Origin of the sequence: Photorhabdus sp. RM323S, from assembly GCF_042879375.1 — a bacterium.
Taxonomy (GTDB): Bacteria; Pseudomonadota; Gammaproteobacteria; order Enterobacterales; family Enterobacteriaceae; genus Photorhabdus; species Photorhabdus tasmaniensis.
In genome coordinates, this window is record NZ_JBHFKZ010000048.1 from 25,046 (window position 1) to 40,996 (window position 15,951).

Genomic DNA, 15,951 nt, shown 5'->3' on the forward strand with positions numbered 1-15,951 from the left:
AATCTGTCTTGATAAAATCAGAAATCACGCCAATAACTATAAAGCGCGGTGGTTTTAGCTGTATATGGTTAATAGGAAAACAAAGGAATAAAACCTAAGTTTTGGAAACAACTTCACAAAAATGTGGAATTTTTCATTAATAGCTATTTCTTTTAAAAATCTCTATTGACGTTTAATATATGTTTAGCACTAGATTGCTAATGTACCAATTATTCTATCCGAATAAATTTTTTATTACTTGTTGCCAATGCCGGTTGTAGCCTGGTTGCCCATAAGCTATCAGATTTCCGCAGTCAGGCATCAAAATCAGGAGTTACTATGTTTAAGCATTTTTTAGTTAGCGCGGTTGCAGTCGCATCATTATCAGGCTGTGTCAACACCGATTCCCTTTCTGGTGATACCTATACTGCCGGACAAGCTAAACAAGTCCAGACAGTCTCTTACGGTACGATTGTTTCCGTTCGCCCTGTCAATATTCAAGCAGGCAGCAATGAGAATGTATTAGGTGCTATCGGTGGCGCAGTTCTGGGTGGCCTGGTTGGTAATACTATTGGTGGTGGCAGTGGCAACACATTGGCGACTGCCGCAGGTGCAGTTGCTGGTGGTGTTGCAGGCCAAAACATTCAGGGGGCACTCAACACAACTAAAGGTGTAGAACTGGAAATTCGTCGTGACAGCGGTGAAAGCATCATTGTTGTTCAAAAACAAGGCAAAACAGTCTTCAGTAAAGGCCAACGTGTCAGAATCGCAGGCCAAGGCAATAATCTGACGGTTTCACCTCGACAATAAAATAATATAGATAAGAAAACCGTGACTTGATCTTTGTAAGTCGCGGTCTTCTTTCATCTGGTTAGCATTTCATGGATATCGTAATTACTATCTACTCTGTAATTGGATAATATTTTGCTCTAGTTTCTGCACTAAAGTGGAAAGAAAAGCAAGTTCCTCGCGTGAAATACCATCCAGAATCTCATTTCTTGTCGATGCAATAACACCATCTAACTCCCTAATAACCGATGCAGAGTCTTCAGTCAGCTTGATTCTTTTGGCACGACGATCATTGGCACAAGTATGCCGGGTGATAAGTCTTTTTTCCTCAAGCTGATCTAATGTTCTGACTAAAGATGGTTGTTCAATACCGATAGCTTTCGCCAACTGTATCTGAGATTGCTCCTGGGGTAACCGGCTAATATTGTATAACGTTACCCAATGAGTCTGAGTTAATTCCAACGGCTTTAAACGATAGTCAATTAAAGCACGCCAAATACGGACTAACCGTGCCAGATCTGATCCCAATGTAGATTCCAATTGTCCCTCCTTAAATAACTAGCCTACTAAACATAACAGCCAAATTTTTCTAAACCAGGCTAATTAGCCTTAAAAAAATAGATATAACTTCTGTGTAATCACAGTAAACTCTTAGTAACTAACTAATTCAGGTAACTATAACCAAGAACAACTAAACTTAAATTCAATTTAGAACAAAACAATTAACATACAATATTTTTACCACAAAAACTATCAGAAATATGAATACAAACAAATAGAAACCAATAAATATCATTCAATACTTTATTCCAAGTACTATAAGGATAGCTGTCATCTAAATGCTAAGCTATCTATTTTTACATTAATGTTGTTTTTATTTTACATTTATCACACAATCAAACTAAAAATTCCATTTAAAACATGAAGTTATAAAAACACTTAAAATAAAAACCGTTAGCCATCCCGTTAAGCAATAAATAAAAAAATAACAAACAAAACACTGTAAATTATAGTAGAACATTTATAACTTCGCCAAAAATATAACCCTATATAAGTAAATCATTGAATTGTTAACTCTAATAACCTCAAAATTTTCTAATTAAAATAGTGATGGCTGCTCAGGTAGTTCTTCATCTGTCTGATTTTGTGCTCTCACTGAACGTAAATATCTTTGCCGGCACAATCTCAATACTTCACGCTTTTGCCCATCTGACATTTTCATCCAATTAAATCTTTCTTCTCGGCTGCGATAACATCCCAAACAAAAACCCCGCTCATTAGTCTGACAAATTCCTCGACAAGGACTAGGAATAGCAAAGAACTCTAGTTGCTCGACCATCACATCCCGTTCCCTATACAATTCATATACTATATTTAATTATAAACCCAGATGAGAATAAATTATAATTATGGATAAATTGAACTGTAACCGTAAGACACGTTATAGTTAGTGGTTTTTGTGCGACCTGCCGCACAAAAATACTGGTAAAACCATTAAATGAGAGGTAATTATGCGCTTACTCCATACCATGATCCGCGTTGGTGATCTGCAACGCTCCGTTGATTTTTATACTGAAGTATTAGGAATGCGCCTACTGCGCGTCAGTGAGAATACAGAATATAAGTACTCACTCGCCTTCGTTGGCTACACAGATGAAAGCGAAGGGGCGGTAATCGAGTTAACTTATAACTGGGGAGTTGACCATTATGCAATGGGAGATGCCTTTGGTCATATTGCATTAGGTGTCGATGATGTCGCAGCCACTTGCGAATCTATTCGCAAAGCAGGTGGTAACATTACCCGTGAAGCCGGCCCGGTAAAAGGTGGAACAACCATTATTGCTTTCGTTGAAGATCCAGACGGTTACAAAATTGAGCTTATTGAAAACAAAAATGCCAGTAACGCCCTGGGTAACTCAATCTGATGTCTGACAAAAAAGAGCCAAACGTCCTTAGTGGGCGTTTTCGAGGTTATTACCCTGTCGTTATTGATGTTGAAACTGGCGGCTTTAATGCCAAAACAGACGCGTTACTTGAAATTGCCGCCATCACACTGGAGATGGATGATCAAGGTTGGCTGGCACCCAGCGAATCACTTCATTTCCATATTGAGCCATTTGAGGGCGCAAATCTTGAACCAGCAGCCCTGGCGTTTACCGGCATCGATCCATCAAACCCGCTACGTGGAGCAGTAAGCGAGTATGAAGCTCTGCACGCTATTTTTAAAATGGTTCGTAAAGGGATAAAAAATAGTCATTGCAGTCGGGCCATTATCGTTGCGCACAATGCTAACTTTGATCATAGCTTTGTTATGGCTGCCGCAGAACGCGCCAGACTGAAACGGAATCCATTTCATCCCTTTGCGACTTTTGATACGGCGGCTTTAGGTGGCCTGGTATTAGGACAAACGATTTTAGCAAAAGCCTGCGCCACAGCCGGGATCCCATTCGATAATAATCAGGCTCACAGCGCCTTATATGATACTGAGCGTACCGCTGAATTATTCTGTGAAATGGTTAATCGCTGGAAACAACTTGGTGGCTGGCCCTTAGCGACAACAGAAGAAGAAAAAACCGGATAAACTTATAGCTAACTATAAGATTAATACAATCAAATTGAAATTTAAGCAATAACAAAAACCCCCATATATCAACATATGGGGAGATAGCATAATAGCCTGTCGCTAATTTAAAAATTACTCTGTCGCGTTTTCGTCCTGAGAGCGATATTTATCAGCGGCTTCTTTAATTAATGTTTGTAACTCACCACGCTGATACATCTCAATGATAATATCGCATCCACCTACCAACTCACCCTCGACCCAAAGCTGAGGAAAAGTTGGCCAATTAGCATATTTTGGCAATTCTGCACGAATATCTGGATTTTGCAAAATATCTACATAAGCAAAACGTTCACCACATGCAGATAAAGCCTGAACAGCCTGTGCAGAAAAGCCACAATTTGGTAATTTAGGGGAGCCTTTCATATACAGCAGAATCGGGTTCTCTTTAATTTGGCGCTCAATCTTATCAATAGTCGTCATTTTTATTTCCTTTAAACCAACAGTATGTTGATAACCAACATCGTCACAATCTTGGCCGAGAATACCATTTTCTTTCACCAATATGCATCCTGATATTTTTTTATCCTGGAACGGATGGTTTCTTTTTGACTGTTATTTATCGTAGAAGTTATTAAGATAACTAGCAAAAATAGCCACACTAAAGATGCATTAGAACCACATATCTCCGCCGAAACACTGGAATACCGCTATGGCAAACACCATAACACTTCTGCTGTAAACCTGAATAACCTGGGTTAATCACCATCAGTTTGCCTGATGACTATCCGAACTAACATTAAAAGGGCAGATAAGCCATTGACGCTGTCTGCCCGCTAACCTTTCAATATAAAAACCCAATTTTTACATCACCTAATCAATTCAAAACATCAGGCAAAGATCAAGCAAACAGCGGCAAAAATGGCAATCATCACCAACGTGCTCACCGCAGTAAATAAGCCAAGCTTCAAATCGGTATCCATCGCTCCCCCTCAGAGTAGAAGTCTATAACCACAAATACCATTCAGTTAACATAGTTAATTATCCTTACATTAAGGAAAAAACATAAAATAGTGACTACCCTGCATTTTATACCATTGATTATTGCTTTCACTTTTGAGCCAGATCAGACAAAATTCAGGATTTATCGCTAATTTATTGCCAGCGGATACCCTAATGTATAAAGATACTGGCAAACGATTAACAAAGAGTTTTAAATTTAGACCAAAAGGTCAGGAGTCTTTCATCTCATGGCAACGATCAAAGATGTGGCTAAGAACGCTGGCGTTTCAACCACTACTGTATCCCATGTTATTAATAAAACCCGTTTCGTCGCCGAAGATACCAAGGCTGCCGTTTGGGCTGCTATCAAAGAGCTGAGTTATTCACCCAGTGCCGTTGCCCGCAGTCTGAAAGTTAACCATACAAAATCGATCGGATTACTGGCCACGTCCAGCGAAGCTCCCTATTTTGCTGAAGTTATTGAATCCGTTGAAAACAGTTGTTATAGCAAAGGCTATACGCTAATTTTGTGTAACTCACACAATAACATTGATAAACAGAAAGCCTATCTGGCCATGTTGGCACAAAAACGGGTGGATGGATTGCTGGTGATGTGTTCAGAATACCCGGAACAGTTATTAGGAATGTTGGAAGATTATCGCAATATTCCCATGGTCGTCATGGATTGGGGACAAGCCAGAGGTGATTTCATTGATACTATTATTGATAACGCATTCCACGGCGGTTATCTGGCTGGTCGCTATCTTATTGAGCGTGGTCATCGTGATATTGGTGCGATCCCTGGTCCCCTGGCACGAAACACCGGTGGTGGCCGTCATCAGGGGTTCTTGAAAGCATTAAAAGAAGCCAGCATTCCAATCAGAGAAGAGTGGATTGTTCAGGGGGATTTTGAACCAGAATCGGGCTACAAAGCCATGCATCAAATTCTAAATCAAAAACAGCGTCCGACGGCGGTCTTCTGTGGTGGTGATGTTATGGCAATGGGGGCTATTTGTGCTGCTGATGAATTAGGATTACGCATCCCACAGGATATTTCTGTGATCGGTTACGATAATATACGCAACGCCCGTTATTTCTCTCCGGCATTGACAACTATCCATCAGCCAAAAGAACGTCTGGGACAAATGGCGTTTTCTATGTTGCTAGACAGAATAGTCAGTAAACGTGAAGATGCTCAAACTATTGAAGTACATCCACGTTTGGTTGAACGGCGTTCTGTCACCGATGGCCCATTTATCGACTATCGCCGTTAATCCTCCCTATTCATCCTGAAGCCATTCAGCATTAAGAGTTTCACTATCGCCGAGATAGCCAAGAAGCCAACTTAATGCCGGAGAATGGCTATTTTGCACCCATGTTAAACAACATGGGCTATCAGGCAAAGGCTGCTCTAATGCCAATGCTTCCAGTTTCTTCTGCCGGATCAGCGGCATTGCCCTATGCTTAGGCACCATCCCCACACATAACCCCTCATTCAGACAAGCCAGACCAGATTCCCAATCAGGGACCACCAGCCTGCGCTGATTATCCAAAGTCCAAGTGTCACGCTTCGGTAAATTGCGGGATGTATCTTCAAGACACAAACTTGAATAAGGTCGCATTTGATCATCAGTCAGTAGACCGGTCAGTTGAGTCAGAGCATGACCGGTGCTGACGACACACAGCCAAGACATAAATCCCATATCCCGAAAATTGAACCTTTCCCCTACCGGAGCGACACGGGTAGCACCAATTGCAACATCAACCCGACCATCCACCAGCGCGTCCCATACACCATTAAAGACTTCCTGATGAATAAACAGCTCTATATCAGGAAAATGGTGATAAAAATCAAGAATAAGTTGACGACTGCGTTCTGGTTTAACAACCCGGTCAATAGCAATGCTGAATTGTCCTCTCCAGCCATTTGCAACCTGCTGGCACTGATGACGAGTGTCATTCATTTTTTTGATAACAATGCGGGCCTCTTTGATAAAAATAGTGCCTGACTCTGTCAATTCCACATCCCGATGACGACGTTCAAACAACGGGACGGCAAGCCACTCCTCCAGTTGTCTTACGGTATAACTGATTGCCGAGGGGACACGGTGAAGTTCCGATGCAGCGGCACTAAAACTTCCCGTTCTGACAACTGCATCCACAACTTCAAGTGAATATTCTGACCACATAATTTTACCTTTCAGTTTTTTTCACAGCATTATCCAAATATTACCGTTTCACAAGTAAAAATCACGACATATAGAATATACACAAATTTTCTTATCTACCTACACAGCAAGTTGTTTCAATCATGACATCCAAAGAGAGTAATCAAATGAAAAACTCAAGTCAGTTCATGTTCTACCTTGCAGGCTTGAGTATGCTGGGTTATCTGGCTATTGATATGTATCTGCCAGCATTCGGTTCTATGCAACAAGAATTGGGCACATCGGCGGGAGCAATTAGTGCCAGTCTAAGTATCTTTCTTGCAGGTTTTGCCTTTGCTCAACTTTTGTGGGGACCTCTTTCAGATCGCTTTGGCAGAAAGCCTATTATCATCGCTGGGTTATCAATGTTTTCTGTTAGCTGTCTGGGTATGCTTTGGATAACAGATGCCACACAACTTTTAGTTTTGCGTTTTATCCAAGCCATAGGTGTTTGTTCAGCTGCGGTTTCATGGCAAGCATTAGTTATTGATCGTTATGACGCCAACCAGACTAAACGCGTTTTTGCCACACTCATGCCCCTGGTCGCACTTTCCCCTGCCCTGGCGCCTTTGATGGGTGCCTGGCTGTTACAACATGGCGGCTGGCGTATCATTTTCCTGGTATTACTGGCAATTACGTTATTACTGCTGCTGCCTACTCTGTTCCTGCAAGAAAACCGCAAAAAAAACAGTGAGACTGAAACGCAGAAAAGCCATGTATCTTTCCTTACGATACTAAAATCGCCGATGTTTAGTGGCAACGTCCTGATATTTGCATCATGTAGCGCTGGTTTTTTCGCCTGGCTAACAGGTTCACCTTTTATTCTCGCTAATATGGGCTATAGCCCAAACGATATCGGTTTGAGTTATGTACCACAAACATTAGCCTTTATGGCCGGTGGTTATGGATGCCGCAGTATTTTGACCAAAATAAGAAGTCAAATTGTTTTCCCTTATCTGTTGGTTGGCTATGCTGTCAGCATGATTGTGCTATATTTAATCGCAAAATTCAGCGAGCCGACCATGTTGACGATTCTGGTCCCTTTCTGCTTTATGGCCGCGATGAATGGTGCTTCATATCCCATTGCAGTCGCTAATGCTTTATCCACTTATCCACAAGACAGTGGAAAAGCAGCTGCATTGCAAAACACCCTCCAATTAGGGCTCTGTTTTATTGCCAGCCTGATTGTTTCAGCATTTATTAACAATCCGCTTATATCGACAACTACTGTCATGGCTTCTACCGTTATTCTGATGGCACTAGGATATTTTATACAGTGGAAAAAAAAAGCTGATCGCTGTATTCAAGCTGTTGAAAAACATTCCTGATATTAATCAAATCGTTACTTCAATAAAGACTGTTAATTATCAATTCATGACAGTCTTTATTTATTAATTGATGAAACAATTTTCCGCTTTTATACTCGTATAAGTTCCTTATTCTAAATAACCTGAATTTGAGGTTTTTAGGAGCAATAATTCCCATATTAAACTTATGGATTAGTGATTTTTAGGATTTCTCGCTTTTGCATTTTGCACTCTGCTTTGTTAGCTAAAACGAGATCCTCAATATTCCATCGCCCTAACATTGGAGAGTATATGAGTTCATCGCACATTGAAAACCAAAAAACCGTCACTAATTCCTGGCAGCGAATTGCCAATGAAATGCTACAAGAAGCAGGGGTTCAAATTAATGGTCACAATCCCTATGATATCCAAGTAAAAAACCCTGATTTCTATAAACGAGTTTTACAACAGGGTTCAATGGGATTAGGTGAAAGTTATATGGATGGCTGGTGGGATTGTGAACGGTTAGATATTTTCTTTTATCGCGTTTTACGTGCTGGATTAGAAAATAAAATTCCCAGTAGTTTCAAAGATACACTGAAAATCGCAATAACCCGCTTACGTAATTTACAAACACCAAAACGGTCATGGATTGTCGGTCATAAACATTATGATTTAGGCAATGATCTTTTTACCCGTATGCTTGACCCTCATATGCAATATTCCTGCGGATACTGGAAACAAGCTGAAACATTGGAACAGGCTCAACTTGATAAATTGAAGCTCGTCTGCGAGAAATTAGAACTCTCTCCCGGTATGACCTTGTTGGATATTGGGTGTGGTTGGGGAGGGTTATCACTTTATGCTGCGAAAAACTATGGTGTTTCCATAACCGGTGTAACCGTTTCAGCTGAACAACAGAAATATGCACAGCAACAATGTGAAAATCTGGACGTAAACATTATTCTGAAAGATTATCGGGATTTACATAAGCAATTTGATAGGATTGTTTCTGTTGGTATGTTTGAACACGTCGGCCCGAAGAATTATTCAACTTACTTCAACGTTGTTCAAAGAAACCTAAAACCTGATGGTTTATTCCTGCTGCACACCATTGGCTCCAACAAAAGTAAAGTCAGCGCTGACCCGTGGATCAGCAAATATATTTTTCCCAATGGCTGCGTACCTTCTATTGAGCAAATAGCACACACCAGCAAAAAACGTTTTGTTATGGAAGATTGGCATAATTTTGGTGCAGATTATGATCGCACACTGATGGCCTGGCATGAAAGATTTATTGCCTGTTGGCCGGAGATACAAAATAGCTATAGTCCAACATTTAAACGTATGTTTAGCTATTACCTGAACGCCTGTGCAGGTGCATTTCGTGCGCGCGATATTCAATTATGGCAAATCATGTTCAGCCCAAAAGGTATTGAAGGCGGGTTACGGGTAGCCCGGTGATTAATCCAAAGCTACAGTGGGAACCCACTGTGGCTTATAGATGTATTTTTCACTAACGAAAATAACCAACATAGCCATTATCAAAAAAGGTCGTTTGATCAAATGCTATTTTTCCACCAGAAAATATCAAATCTAAATGATGGCTTCCCTTTACACCACCTCCTAAGCCAAGATGTAAACCAGGATGGCGTTCTTCAAAACCCGCATTTCTGCCGTAAAGCGCTTTCACTCCCGTGTTGGTGCCAATACCAAACTCTTCAACAACTCGATTTCCGTGATTATGGTTTAGATATAAATTAAAGTCTCTATTAAATTCTGCATTGTCACAATCAAACCCAATGATTTCACCCTCTTTTATATTTATCGTCATCATATCATTGACAACCCCATATTTTATGGCAAATGGCGCAGTACTCAAAAAAGTGCCACTAAAACTAACACTACCGTTAAGATTCTTTATATGGCTCGCAATTTCCCCAGGAATAACATCAAGATTTCCATTACCATCAATGGACGTCCACTTATGGTCTTTCTCCAAATAACCTATAATTGAGTTTCCTTGATTATCTGTATATTGAATCTTCTGTGATTGACTTGATAGTTCAATCAGCTTTTTGTTCCTTTCTGTTATTGATGTTTGTGGTTCACTGAATGCCTCAATAAAATGAGGGCCATAATCTTTAAACAGTACTGATTTCTTCCACGATTCAGTAATAAATTTTCTTATTTTGATTAAATATTCTGGCCCTTGTGGAGATGCATTCTTTAATGTTGATGATGCATAAAGAAAGATAAATAAATCACAATCGGATATTTTTTGTTTTATATCGTCTACTGATGTTTCTTCTAAAGAAACGAAATCAGATTTTACATTAAAATTCTTTTTATACCCATGCATCTTTTGTGCAATTTCGCTATGCTCAGTATCAGATCCAATCAATATCTTTATACATTCACCCTTTTTTACTTTATCCGAAATTGCAGGGTGATATGATAAACAGCGATACATATTTTCAAAACTTTTATCCATGAGGGCAATCCTATTTATTTTTAAGTAAGGGGAAGCCCCCTTACTTCAATTATAGAGAACCGCTAAAGGCTCTATTATAGGAACCATTAAGGCCAAAGTGCTGTACCGAAAGGTACAATAGCTTGTGCATTCATCATTTCAACAGCATCATCATGTGTAGGTTCTTCAAGCCATTCATCTAATTCAATCGCGTTTTCCATTAAAGTCGTCTCTAAGAATATAATTGTAAGGTTAACCTGCACTTTACGACAAAGCGCATTAACACAATAATAACAACACAAACTATATTAAGTAACATAATACACAGAATACTGAGATGCAAATCACAAAAGGATCACTAATAGGCTCAACGAGCCTTGTTGGAATACAGGCTCATTTTGTTCGGAAGCGACAAGCCAAGTCTTCCTGTCGCTTGTTAATTTATTGATTATTCGCCAATAACAGTGGCTGGTTGCTGAGAGATAACGCGTTCCCGTTCTTTCTGAGCAAGAACGCGTTCCACTGTATCGACAAGCGCCTGAGTCTGTGAGTCAATCTCAATGTTCACTTTATGACCAAGACGTTTTTTACCTAATGTTGTACGCTCCAGTGTTTCAGGGATAAGGTGGACACAAAAACGATTATTCACGACATCACCAATCGTCAGGCTAATCCCATCGATGCCGATAAATCCTTTATGCAGGATATATTTCATCAATTGCTTATCGTGGATCCTGAACCAGATTTGATGATTATTTTCTGAAGTGAAAATTTTAGCGATCTCGGCAACAGTGATGATATGACCGGACATCAAATGTCCACCAATTTCATCACCAAATTTAGCGGCCCGCTCCAGGTTCACATCATCCCCTACCTGTAAATCACCAAGATTGGTCAAGCGCAGCGTCTCTTTCATTAAATCGAAACTGACCTCATCGCCTTCTATTTTGGTTACCGTCAGACAACAACCGTTATTAGCAACCGATGCGCCTGTTTCAATACCTCGCAATAATTCAGCCGGGAATTTAACGACATGAGTCCGAAAATTATTTTTCTCATCAATAGCAACTAATGGCGCTTTTCCCTGAACGATACCCGTGAACATAAAAGAACCTCTTGATGACCATATAAAATTATTAGTGAGTTTATATCAAGTTGTCACTTATAAATACCACCTGAGCGTTTGAATATAAATTCAGCATTATTGTTGGCTAATATAGAATTAAACAGATACAATACCCCAGTTAGTAAACGGTTGATTTTTCAAAAATCGTTTCTTATATGCAGGAGTTTTTCTTAATATTCTTTTACTTTTAAAAAAGGTGTAATACGTGCAGAAGTATTTAAAAGAAGCGCGTAGTCTGCTCGCTTTGGGGATCCCCGTCATTATTGCCCAATTCTCACAAACTGCAATGGGGGTTGTGGATACCGTTATGGCGGGTAGCGTCAGTGCAACAGAAATGTCCGCGGTGGCTGTTGGTACCTCTATCTGGCTGCCAGTGATTTTATTTGGTTACGGCTTACTATTAGCGTTGACACCCATTATTGCGCAAATGAACGGTTCTGGGCGCAGAAACCTGATTGCCAATCAAACTCAGCAAGGGTTCTGGTTAGCGACTTTCCTCTCAATCATCATTATTGTTATTTTATACCACAGCAAATTTCTTATTGACAGGCAACACAATATAGACCCGCTTTTGGCAGAAAAAGCGGTTGGATTTATCCACGCAATAATGTGGGGTGCACCGGGCTATCTGTTTTATCAGGTACTCCGTAATCAATGTGAAGGTTTATCGAAAACCAAACCGGGAATGATCATTGGTTTTTTAGGATTATTAATTAACATTCCGATTAACTACGTACTCATTTACGGTAAATTCGGTGCTCCCGCTCTGGGTGGTATTGGTTGTGGTGTCGCTACCGCCAGTGTTTACTGGGCCATGTTCCTGTCACTGCGCTGGTATGTGAAACATTCGTCATCACAAAAGGATATCCGCCCTAAACATCGTTTGGTGGCACCAGAATGGCATACCTTGAAACGTATTTCAGCCCTCGGCTTGCCTATTGCTATGGCGGTATTTTTTGAAATTACGCTATTTGCAATAGTGGCATTATTGATCACCCCTTTGGGCATTACCGCAGTTGCTGGGCACCAGATAGCACTGAATTTCAGTTCATTGATGTTTATGTTTCCAATATCCTTAGCTGTAGCAACCACAATCCGCATTGGCTACAATCTGGGGCAAAAATCTATCGAAAATGCCCGGATATCAGCATATACCGGTATTGCCGTCGGTTTAATGTTTTCCTGCTTAACCGCGGCTTTTACTATCATTCTGCGCGAACCGATTGCCTTGATGTATAACGATAACCCTGAAGTTATCATCATGGCATCAAATCTGATGCTGTTTGCCGCTTTTTACCAACTGTCTGATGCCATACAGGTGGTGGGCTCCGGTGTCTTACGTGGCTATAAAGATACGCGCTCTATCTTCTATATCACGTTCATCGCCTACTGGATTCTCGGGCTGCCAAGTGGTTACATTCTGGGATTAACCGATCATGTTGTACCCGCTATGGGGCCACAAGGATTTTGGATTGGCTTTATTATTGGCCTGACCGCATCAGCAGTGATGATATCCTCCCGTATTTTATGGACACAAAAACAATCAGACGAGGTCGTTCTGCGGCGCTCAAACCACTGATTTGCCTTCCCTAAAACCGGGGACGAATATTTAACTGGTAAAATAAACGACAAATTCACTGTAGCCGATGCAAATACGAACAGTTGAACAACAATTTGTATTATTCCCCTTGCCAGAAGGCTCACTCGCCGCTAATATTCGTCCCCGTTGTCACCAATGCAATTTAGATTGCGTCCGTAGCTCAGTTGGTTAGAGCACCACCTTGACATGGTGGGGGTCGGTGGTTCGAGTCCACTCGGACGCACCAAATTGCTTGATTGATAGCGCTCTCTTTTTAGTGCGTCCGTAGCTCAGTTGGTTAGAGCACCACCTTGACATGGTGGGGGTCGGTGGTTCGAGTCCACTCGGACGCACCAAATCTCTGAAATCATTCTTCCGTTCTGAAATAATCAGTTGATTTTCCATAAAAAATTGAGCAGTAAGTTATCATCCCTGCTGTTATTTGCATTATTTCTTCGTCCTAACGTTATAATTAATTCATATAATCATTTTTTGATTCATTTCACAGAAATAAATCTCTATAATACGACCCAATTTATAGTTGAATGGTTTCAGCCCATTAATTTGCTGAATGCTGAAAAATGACAGATTGGTAGTATGCATAAACTCATATAATTACATATGCCTGATTTCACACAAAAAACACTGCATGTCTTCCCCGTCACCTGTCCTTAATGATGTTGCGCAACATTCAGCACCCTATGGTATCTGCGCAAACCATAAAGTTGGTGGTTCACTATTTTATCCATTAAAACCTGTAGATAAGTTGTCATGAAAAAAACCAAAATTGTTTGTACTATCGGACCAAAAACAGAATCCGAAGAAAAACTGACCGAACTGTTGGATGCAGGCATGAATGTTATGCGCCTCAACTTTTCGCACGGAGACTATGAAGAGCACGGCCAGCGTATTCAAAATATCCGTTCAGTTATGACTAAGACAGGTAAACAGGCAGCTATTCTGCTGGATACGAAAGGCCCTGAAATTCGAACCATGAAGCTGGAAGGTGGCAATGATGTTTCCCTGACTGCTGGTCAGACTTTCACTTTTACCACCGACACAACCGTTATCGGTAATAAAGACCGCGTTGCTGTAACTTACAATGGTTTCCCTGCGGATTTAGCTCCAGGTAACACCGTTCTCGTTGATGACGGCTTGATCGGTATGAGAGTTAAAGAAGTCACTCAGTCAGAAGTCATTTGTCAGGTTTTGAACAACGGTGATTTAGGTGAAAATAAAGGTGTTAACCTGCCAGGTATATCTATCAGCCTGCCAGCACTGGCAGAAAAAGATAAACAAGATTTGGTCTTTGGTTGCCAACAAGGTGTTGATTTCATCGCCGCTTCTTTCATCCGTAAACGCTCTGACGTTCTGGAAATCCGCAAACATTTGCAAGCGCACGGTGGTGAAAATATTCAAATTATCTCTAAGATTGAAAATCAGGAAGGTCTGAACAACTTTGATGAGATCCTGGAAGCTTCTGACGGGATCATGGTTGCCCGCGGTGACCTCGGTGTTGAAATCCCGGTAGAAGAAGTTATCTTCGCCCAGAAGATGATGATCCAAAAATGTAACATGGCTCGCAAAGTTGTTATCACTGCAACCCAAATGCTCGATTCCATGATCAAAAACCCACGCCCTACCCGCGCTGAAGCCGGTGACGTAGCTAACGCCATTTTGGATGGTACTGATGCAGTTATGCTTTCCGGTGAAAGTGCAAAAGGCAAATATCCGGTAGAAGCCGTGACTATCATGGCAACGATTTGTGAGCGCACAGATCGTGTCATGCCAAGCCGCATTGAAGCAGTCAATTGCCGTAGACTGCGCGTAACTGAAGCGGTATGCCGTGGTGCCGTTGAGACAGCCGAAAAGCTGGAAGCCCCCCTAATTGTAGTCGCAACCTATGGCGGTAAGTCTGCTAAATCTATCCGTAAGTACTTCCCTGGTGCACCTATTCTGGCATTAACCACCAATGAATTGACCGCACGCCAATTGCTATTAGTTAAAGGTGTTGCTACTCAAATCGTTAAAGAAATCGCATCTACCGACGATTTCTATCGCATCGGTAAAGAAGCAGCACTGGCCAGTGGGCTGGCGAAGAAAGGCGAAATCGTGGTTATGGTATCTGGTGCTCTGGTGCCAAGCGGCACAACTAACACATCGTCTGTTCACGTCCTTTAATTTAATATGTAGCTTTATTTCTGAAACACCGCAAAAACGGCGGTGTTTCAGGACATTAGATAGTTGATTTTCCCTGCTAATCTGATGTAACACCAAACCACCAAGGCAACATTACTCATCCTCCCAATCACCATCATCAGTCGCTGGCATAGGCGTGTCATCATCCGGCGTTACCATAAAAATCTCTTTCGGCAGCGTAAATCCCCGCAGTTTCAGCAACGCCAGCGGCCCGCGGCCCATTTCCGTGCGTAATATCCAGGTTATCGGTAAACCGTCCGGCATAGTAAACGTCAGCCGGTAACGGCTTTCATCCAGCTTTTCTGCTTTCGCCTGTTCCAACCAGCGGATCAACCCCCAGCTTCCCGAATAATCACCAAACAGCCTCGCGCCCGCATTGACACTGGTCCAGGTCAACATCACCCCCGGTTTATAGGTCTCTCCCGGCCAGCGAAAACGCTGCCAGCTTTCCATCTGGTTGAAGTAACGCAGTTTCTGACCGTCTATCGTCAGGTTGGTTTCCACCACATCCCGCGCCGCTCGCGCACGCAGTTCAAACCGCAGCCCCTGACTGCCGTCCGCAAACAGCACATCCGATAACTGACTGAGCTGATCCACCGCTTTCAGGAAACGCGGATTAAAACGCAATCCCTGACCGTTCACCCGGTCCGGCACCCAGCGGTTGCCCGCTTTGTGCAACACCCCGCCTAACTGACGCGTCAAAAACTGCTCAATGCGCCCGGTGTCCGGACGGATAAACTGCCCCAACATC

15 protein-coding genes, 2 tRNA genes and 1 pseudogene are annotated in these 15,951 nt (G+C 41.7%); 11 read left to right on the plus strand and 7 right to left on the minus strand.

Annotation, left to right across the window (positions count from 1 at the left end; genetic code table 11):
• Positions 1 to 318: 318 nt before the first annotated feature.
• Entirely contained in the window at positions 319 to 789 is a 471-nt protein-coding gene (locus tag ACGF7G_RS17110) for a glycine zipper 2TM domain-containing protein (RefSeq protein WP_023045584.1), read from the plus strand.
• Between the two features lie 87 nt (positions 790 to 876).
• On the opposite strand, the gene slyA is transcribed toward ACGF7G_RS17110, so the two are convergent.
• Both slyA and ACGF7G_RS17120 read right to left on the minus strand, forming a co-directional pair.
• A complete protein-coding gene (gene slyA / locus ACGF7G_RS17115) occupies positions 877 to 1,308 on the minus strand; it encodes a transcriptional regulator SlyA (RefSeq protein ID WP_036849508.1) in 432 nt (143 codons plus the stop codon).
• A 559-nt stretch (positions 1,309 to 1,867) separates the two neighbouring features.
• Positions 1,868 to 2,107 (minus strand): DUF1289 domain-containing protein, encoded by a 240-nt coding sequence (locus ACGF7G_RS17120; protein WP_387467049.1) that lies wholly within the window; start codon positions 2,105 to 2,107, stop codon positions 1,868 to 1,870.
• A 172-nt stretch (positions 2,108 to 2,279) separates the two neighbouring features.
• Here ACGF7G_RS17120 and gloA point away from each other — a divergent pair, with 172 nt between their 5' ends.
• The gene (gene gloA / locus ACGF7G_RS17125) at positions 2,280 to 2,693 is read left to right on the plus strand and encodes a lactoylglutathione lyase (protein WP_387467051.1); all 414 of its coding nucleotides are present in this window, start codon (positions 2,280 to 2,282) and stop codon (positions 2,691 to 2,693) included.
• On the plus strand, positions 2,693 to 3,349 hold the full coding sequence (gene rnt, locus ACGF7G_RS17130) for a ribonuclease T (RefSeq protein WP_387467053.1): 657 nt from the start codon (positions 2,693 to 2,695) through the stop codon (positions 3,347 to 3,349). Before gloA ends, rnt begins: the two co-directional genes overlap by 1 nt.
• Positions 3,350 to 3,463: 114 nt before the next feature.
• Here rnt and ACGF7G_RS17135 read toward each other — a convergent pair whose 3' ends face one another.
• Positions 3,464 to 3,811, minus strand: a complete 348-nt coding sequence (locus tag ACGF7G_RS17135; protein WP_387467068.1) for a Grx4 family monothiol glutaredoxin — start codon at positions 3,809 to 3,811, stop codon at positions 3,464 to 3,466.
• A gap of 150 nt (positions 3,812 to 3,961) precedes the next feature.
• On the opposite strand from ACGF7G_RS17135, the pseudogene ACGF7G_RS17140 reads away from it, so the two are divergent.
• Together ACGF7G_RS17140 and purR are read left to right on the plus strand one after the other, a co-directional pair.
• A pseudogene (locus tag ACGF7G_RS17140) lies at positions 3,962 to 4,084 on the plus strand (hypothetical protein); the annotation flags it as partial.
• A 494-nt stretch (positions 4,085 to 4,578) separates the two neighbouring features.
• Complete coding sequence (gene purR, locus ACGF7G_RS17145) at positions 4,579 to 5,604, plus strand: HTH-type transcriptional repressor PurR (RefSeq protein ID WP_387467055.1); 1,026 nt, start codon at positions 4,579 to 4,581, stop codon at positions 5,602 to 5,604.
• A gap of 6 nt (positions 5,605 to 5,610) precedes the next feature.
• Here the strand turns inward: purR and punR are convergent, their stop codons facing one another.
• Positions 5,611 to 6,519: a DNA-binding transcriptional activator PunR gene (punR, locus tag ACGF7G_RS17150; protein WP_387467056.1), complete on the minus strand. Its 909-nt coding sequence runs from the start codon at positions 6,517 to 6,519 to the stop codon at positions 5,611 to 5,613.
• A 146-nt stretch (positions 6,520 to 6,665) separates the two neighbouring features.
• Between punR and punC the strand changes: the two genes are divergently transcribed.
• Positions 6,666 to 7,865, plus strand: coding sequence for a purine nucleoside transporter PunC (gene punC / locus ACGF7G_RS17155; protein ID WP_387467058.1), 1,200 nt, complete (start codon positions 6,666 to 6,668; stop codon positions 7,863 to 7,865).
• 270 nt (positions 7,866 to 8,135) lie between these two features.
• Complete coding sequence (gene cfa / locus ACGF7G_RS17160) at positions 8,136 to 9,287, plus strand: cyclopropane fatty acyl phospholipid synthase (protein ID WP_387467060.1); 1,152 nt, start codon at positions 8,136 to 8,138, stop codon at positions 9,285 to 9,287.
• A gap of 52 nt (positions 9,288 to 9,339) precedes the next feature.
• Here cfa and ACGF7G_RS17165 read toward each other — a convergent pair whose 3' ends face one another.
• Together ACGF7G_RS17165 and ACGF7G_RS17170 are read right to left on the minus strand one after the other, a co-directional pair.
• On the minus strand, positions 9,340 to 10,317 hold the full coding sequence (locus ACGF7G_RS17165; protein ID WP_387467062.1) for a leucyl aminopeptidase: 978 nt from the start codon (positions 10,315 to 10,317) through the stop codon (positions 9,340 to 9,342).
• A 427-nt stretch (positions 10,318 to 10,744) separates the two neighbouring features.
• Positions 10,745 to 11,401: a riboflavin synthase subunit alpha gene (locus ACGF7G_RS17170; RefSeq protein ID WP_133812841.1), complete on the minus strand. Its 657-nt coding sequence runs from the start codon at positions 11,399 to 11,401 to the stop codon at positions 10,745 to 10,747.
• 226 nt (positions 11,402 to 11,627) lie between these two features.
• Here ACGF7G_RS17170 and ACGF7G_RS17175 point away from each other — a divergent pair, with 226 nt between their 5' ends.
• The 4 genes from ACGF7G_RS17175 (at position 11,628) to pykF (ending at position 15,182) form a co-directional block, all read left to right on the plus strand.
• Positions 11,628 to 13,001: an MATE family efflux transporter gene (locus tag ACGF7G_RS17175; protein ID WP_387467063.1), complete on the plus strand. Its 1,374-nt coding sequence runs from the start codon at positions 11,628 to 11,630 to the stop codon at positions 12,999 to 13,001.
• Between the two features lie 170 nt (positions 13,002 to 13,171).
• Positions 13,172 to 13,248, plus strand: a tRNA-Val gene (locus tag ACGF7G_RS17180).
• 32 nt (positions 13,249 to 13,280) lie between these two features.
• A tRNA-Val gene (locus ACGF7G_RS17185) sits at positions 13,281 to 13,357 on the plus strand.
• Between the two features lie 415 nt (positions 13,358 to 13,772).
• Positions 13,773 to 15,182 (plus strand): pyruvate kinase PykF, encoded by a 1,410-nt coding sequence (gene pykF, locus ACGF7G_RS17190; protein ID WP_387467064.1) that lies wholly within the window; start codon positions 13,773 to 13,775, stop codon positions 15,180 to 15,182.
• A 111-nt stretch (positions 15,183 to 15,293) separates the two neighbouring features.
• Here the strand turns inward: pykF and ACGF7G_RS17195 are convergent.
• Positions 15,294 to 15,951 (minus strand): type VI secretion IcmF C-terminal domain-containing protein (locus ACGF7G_RS17195; protein WP_387467065.1); only part of this gene is annotated, 658 nt, incomplete at its 5' end.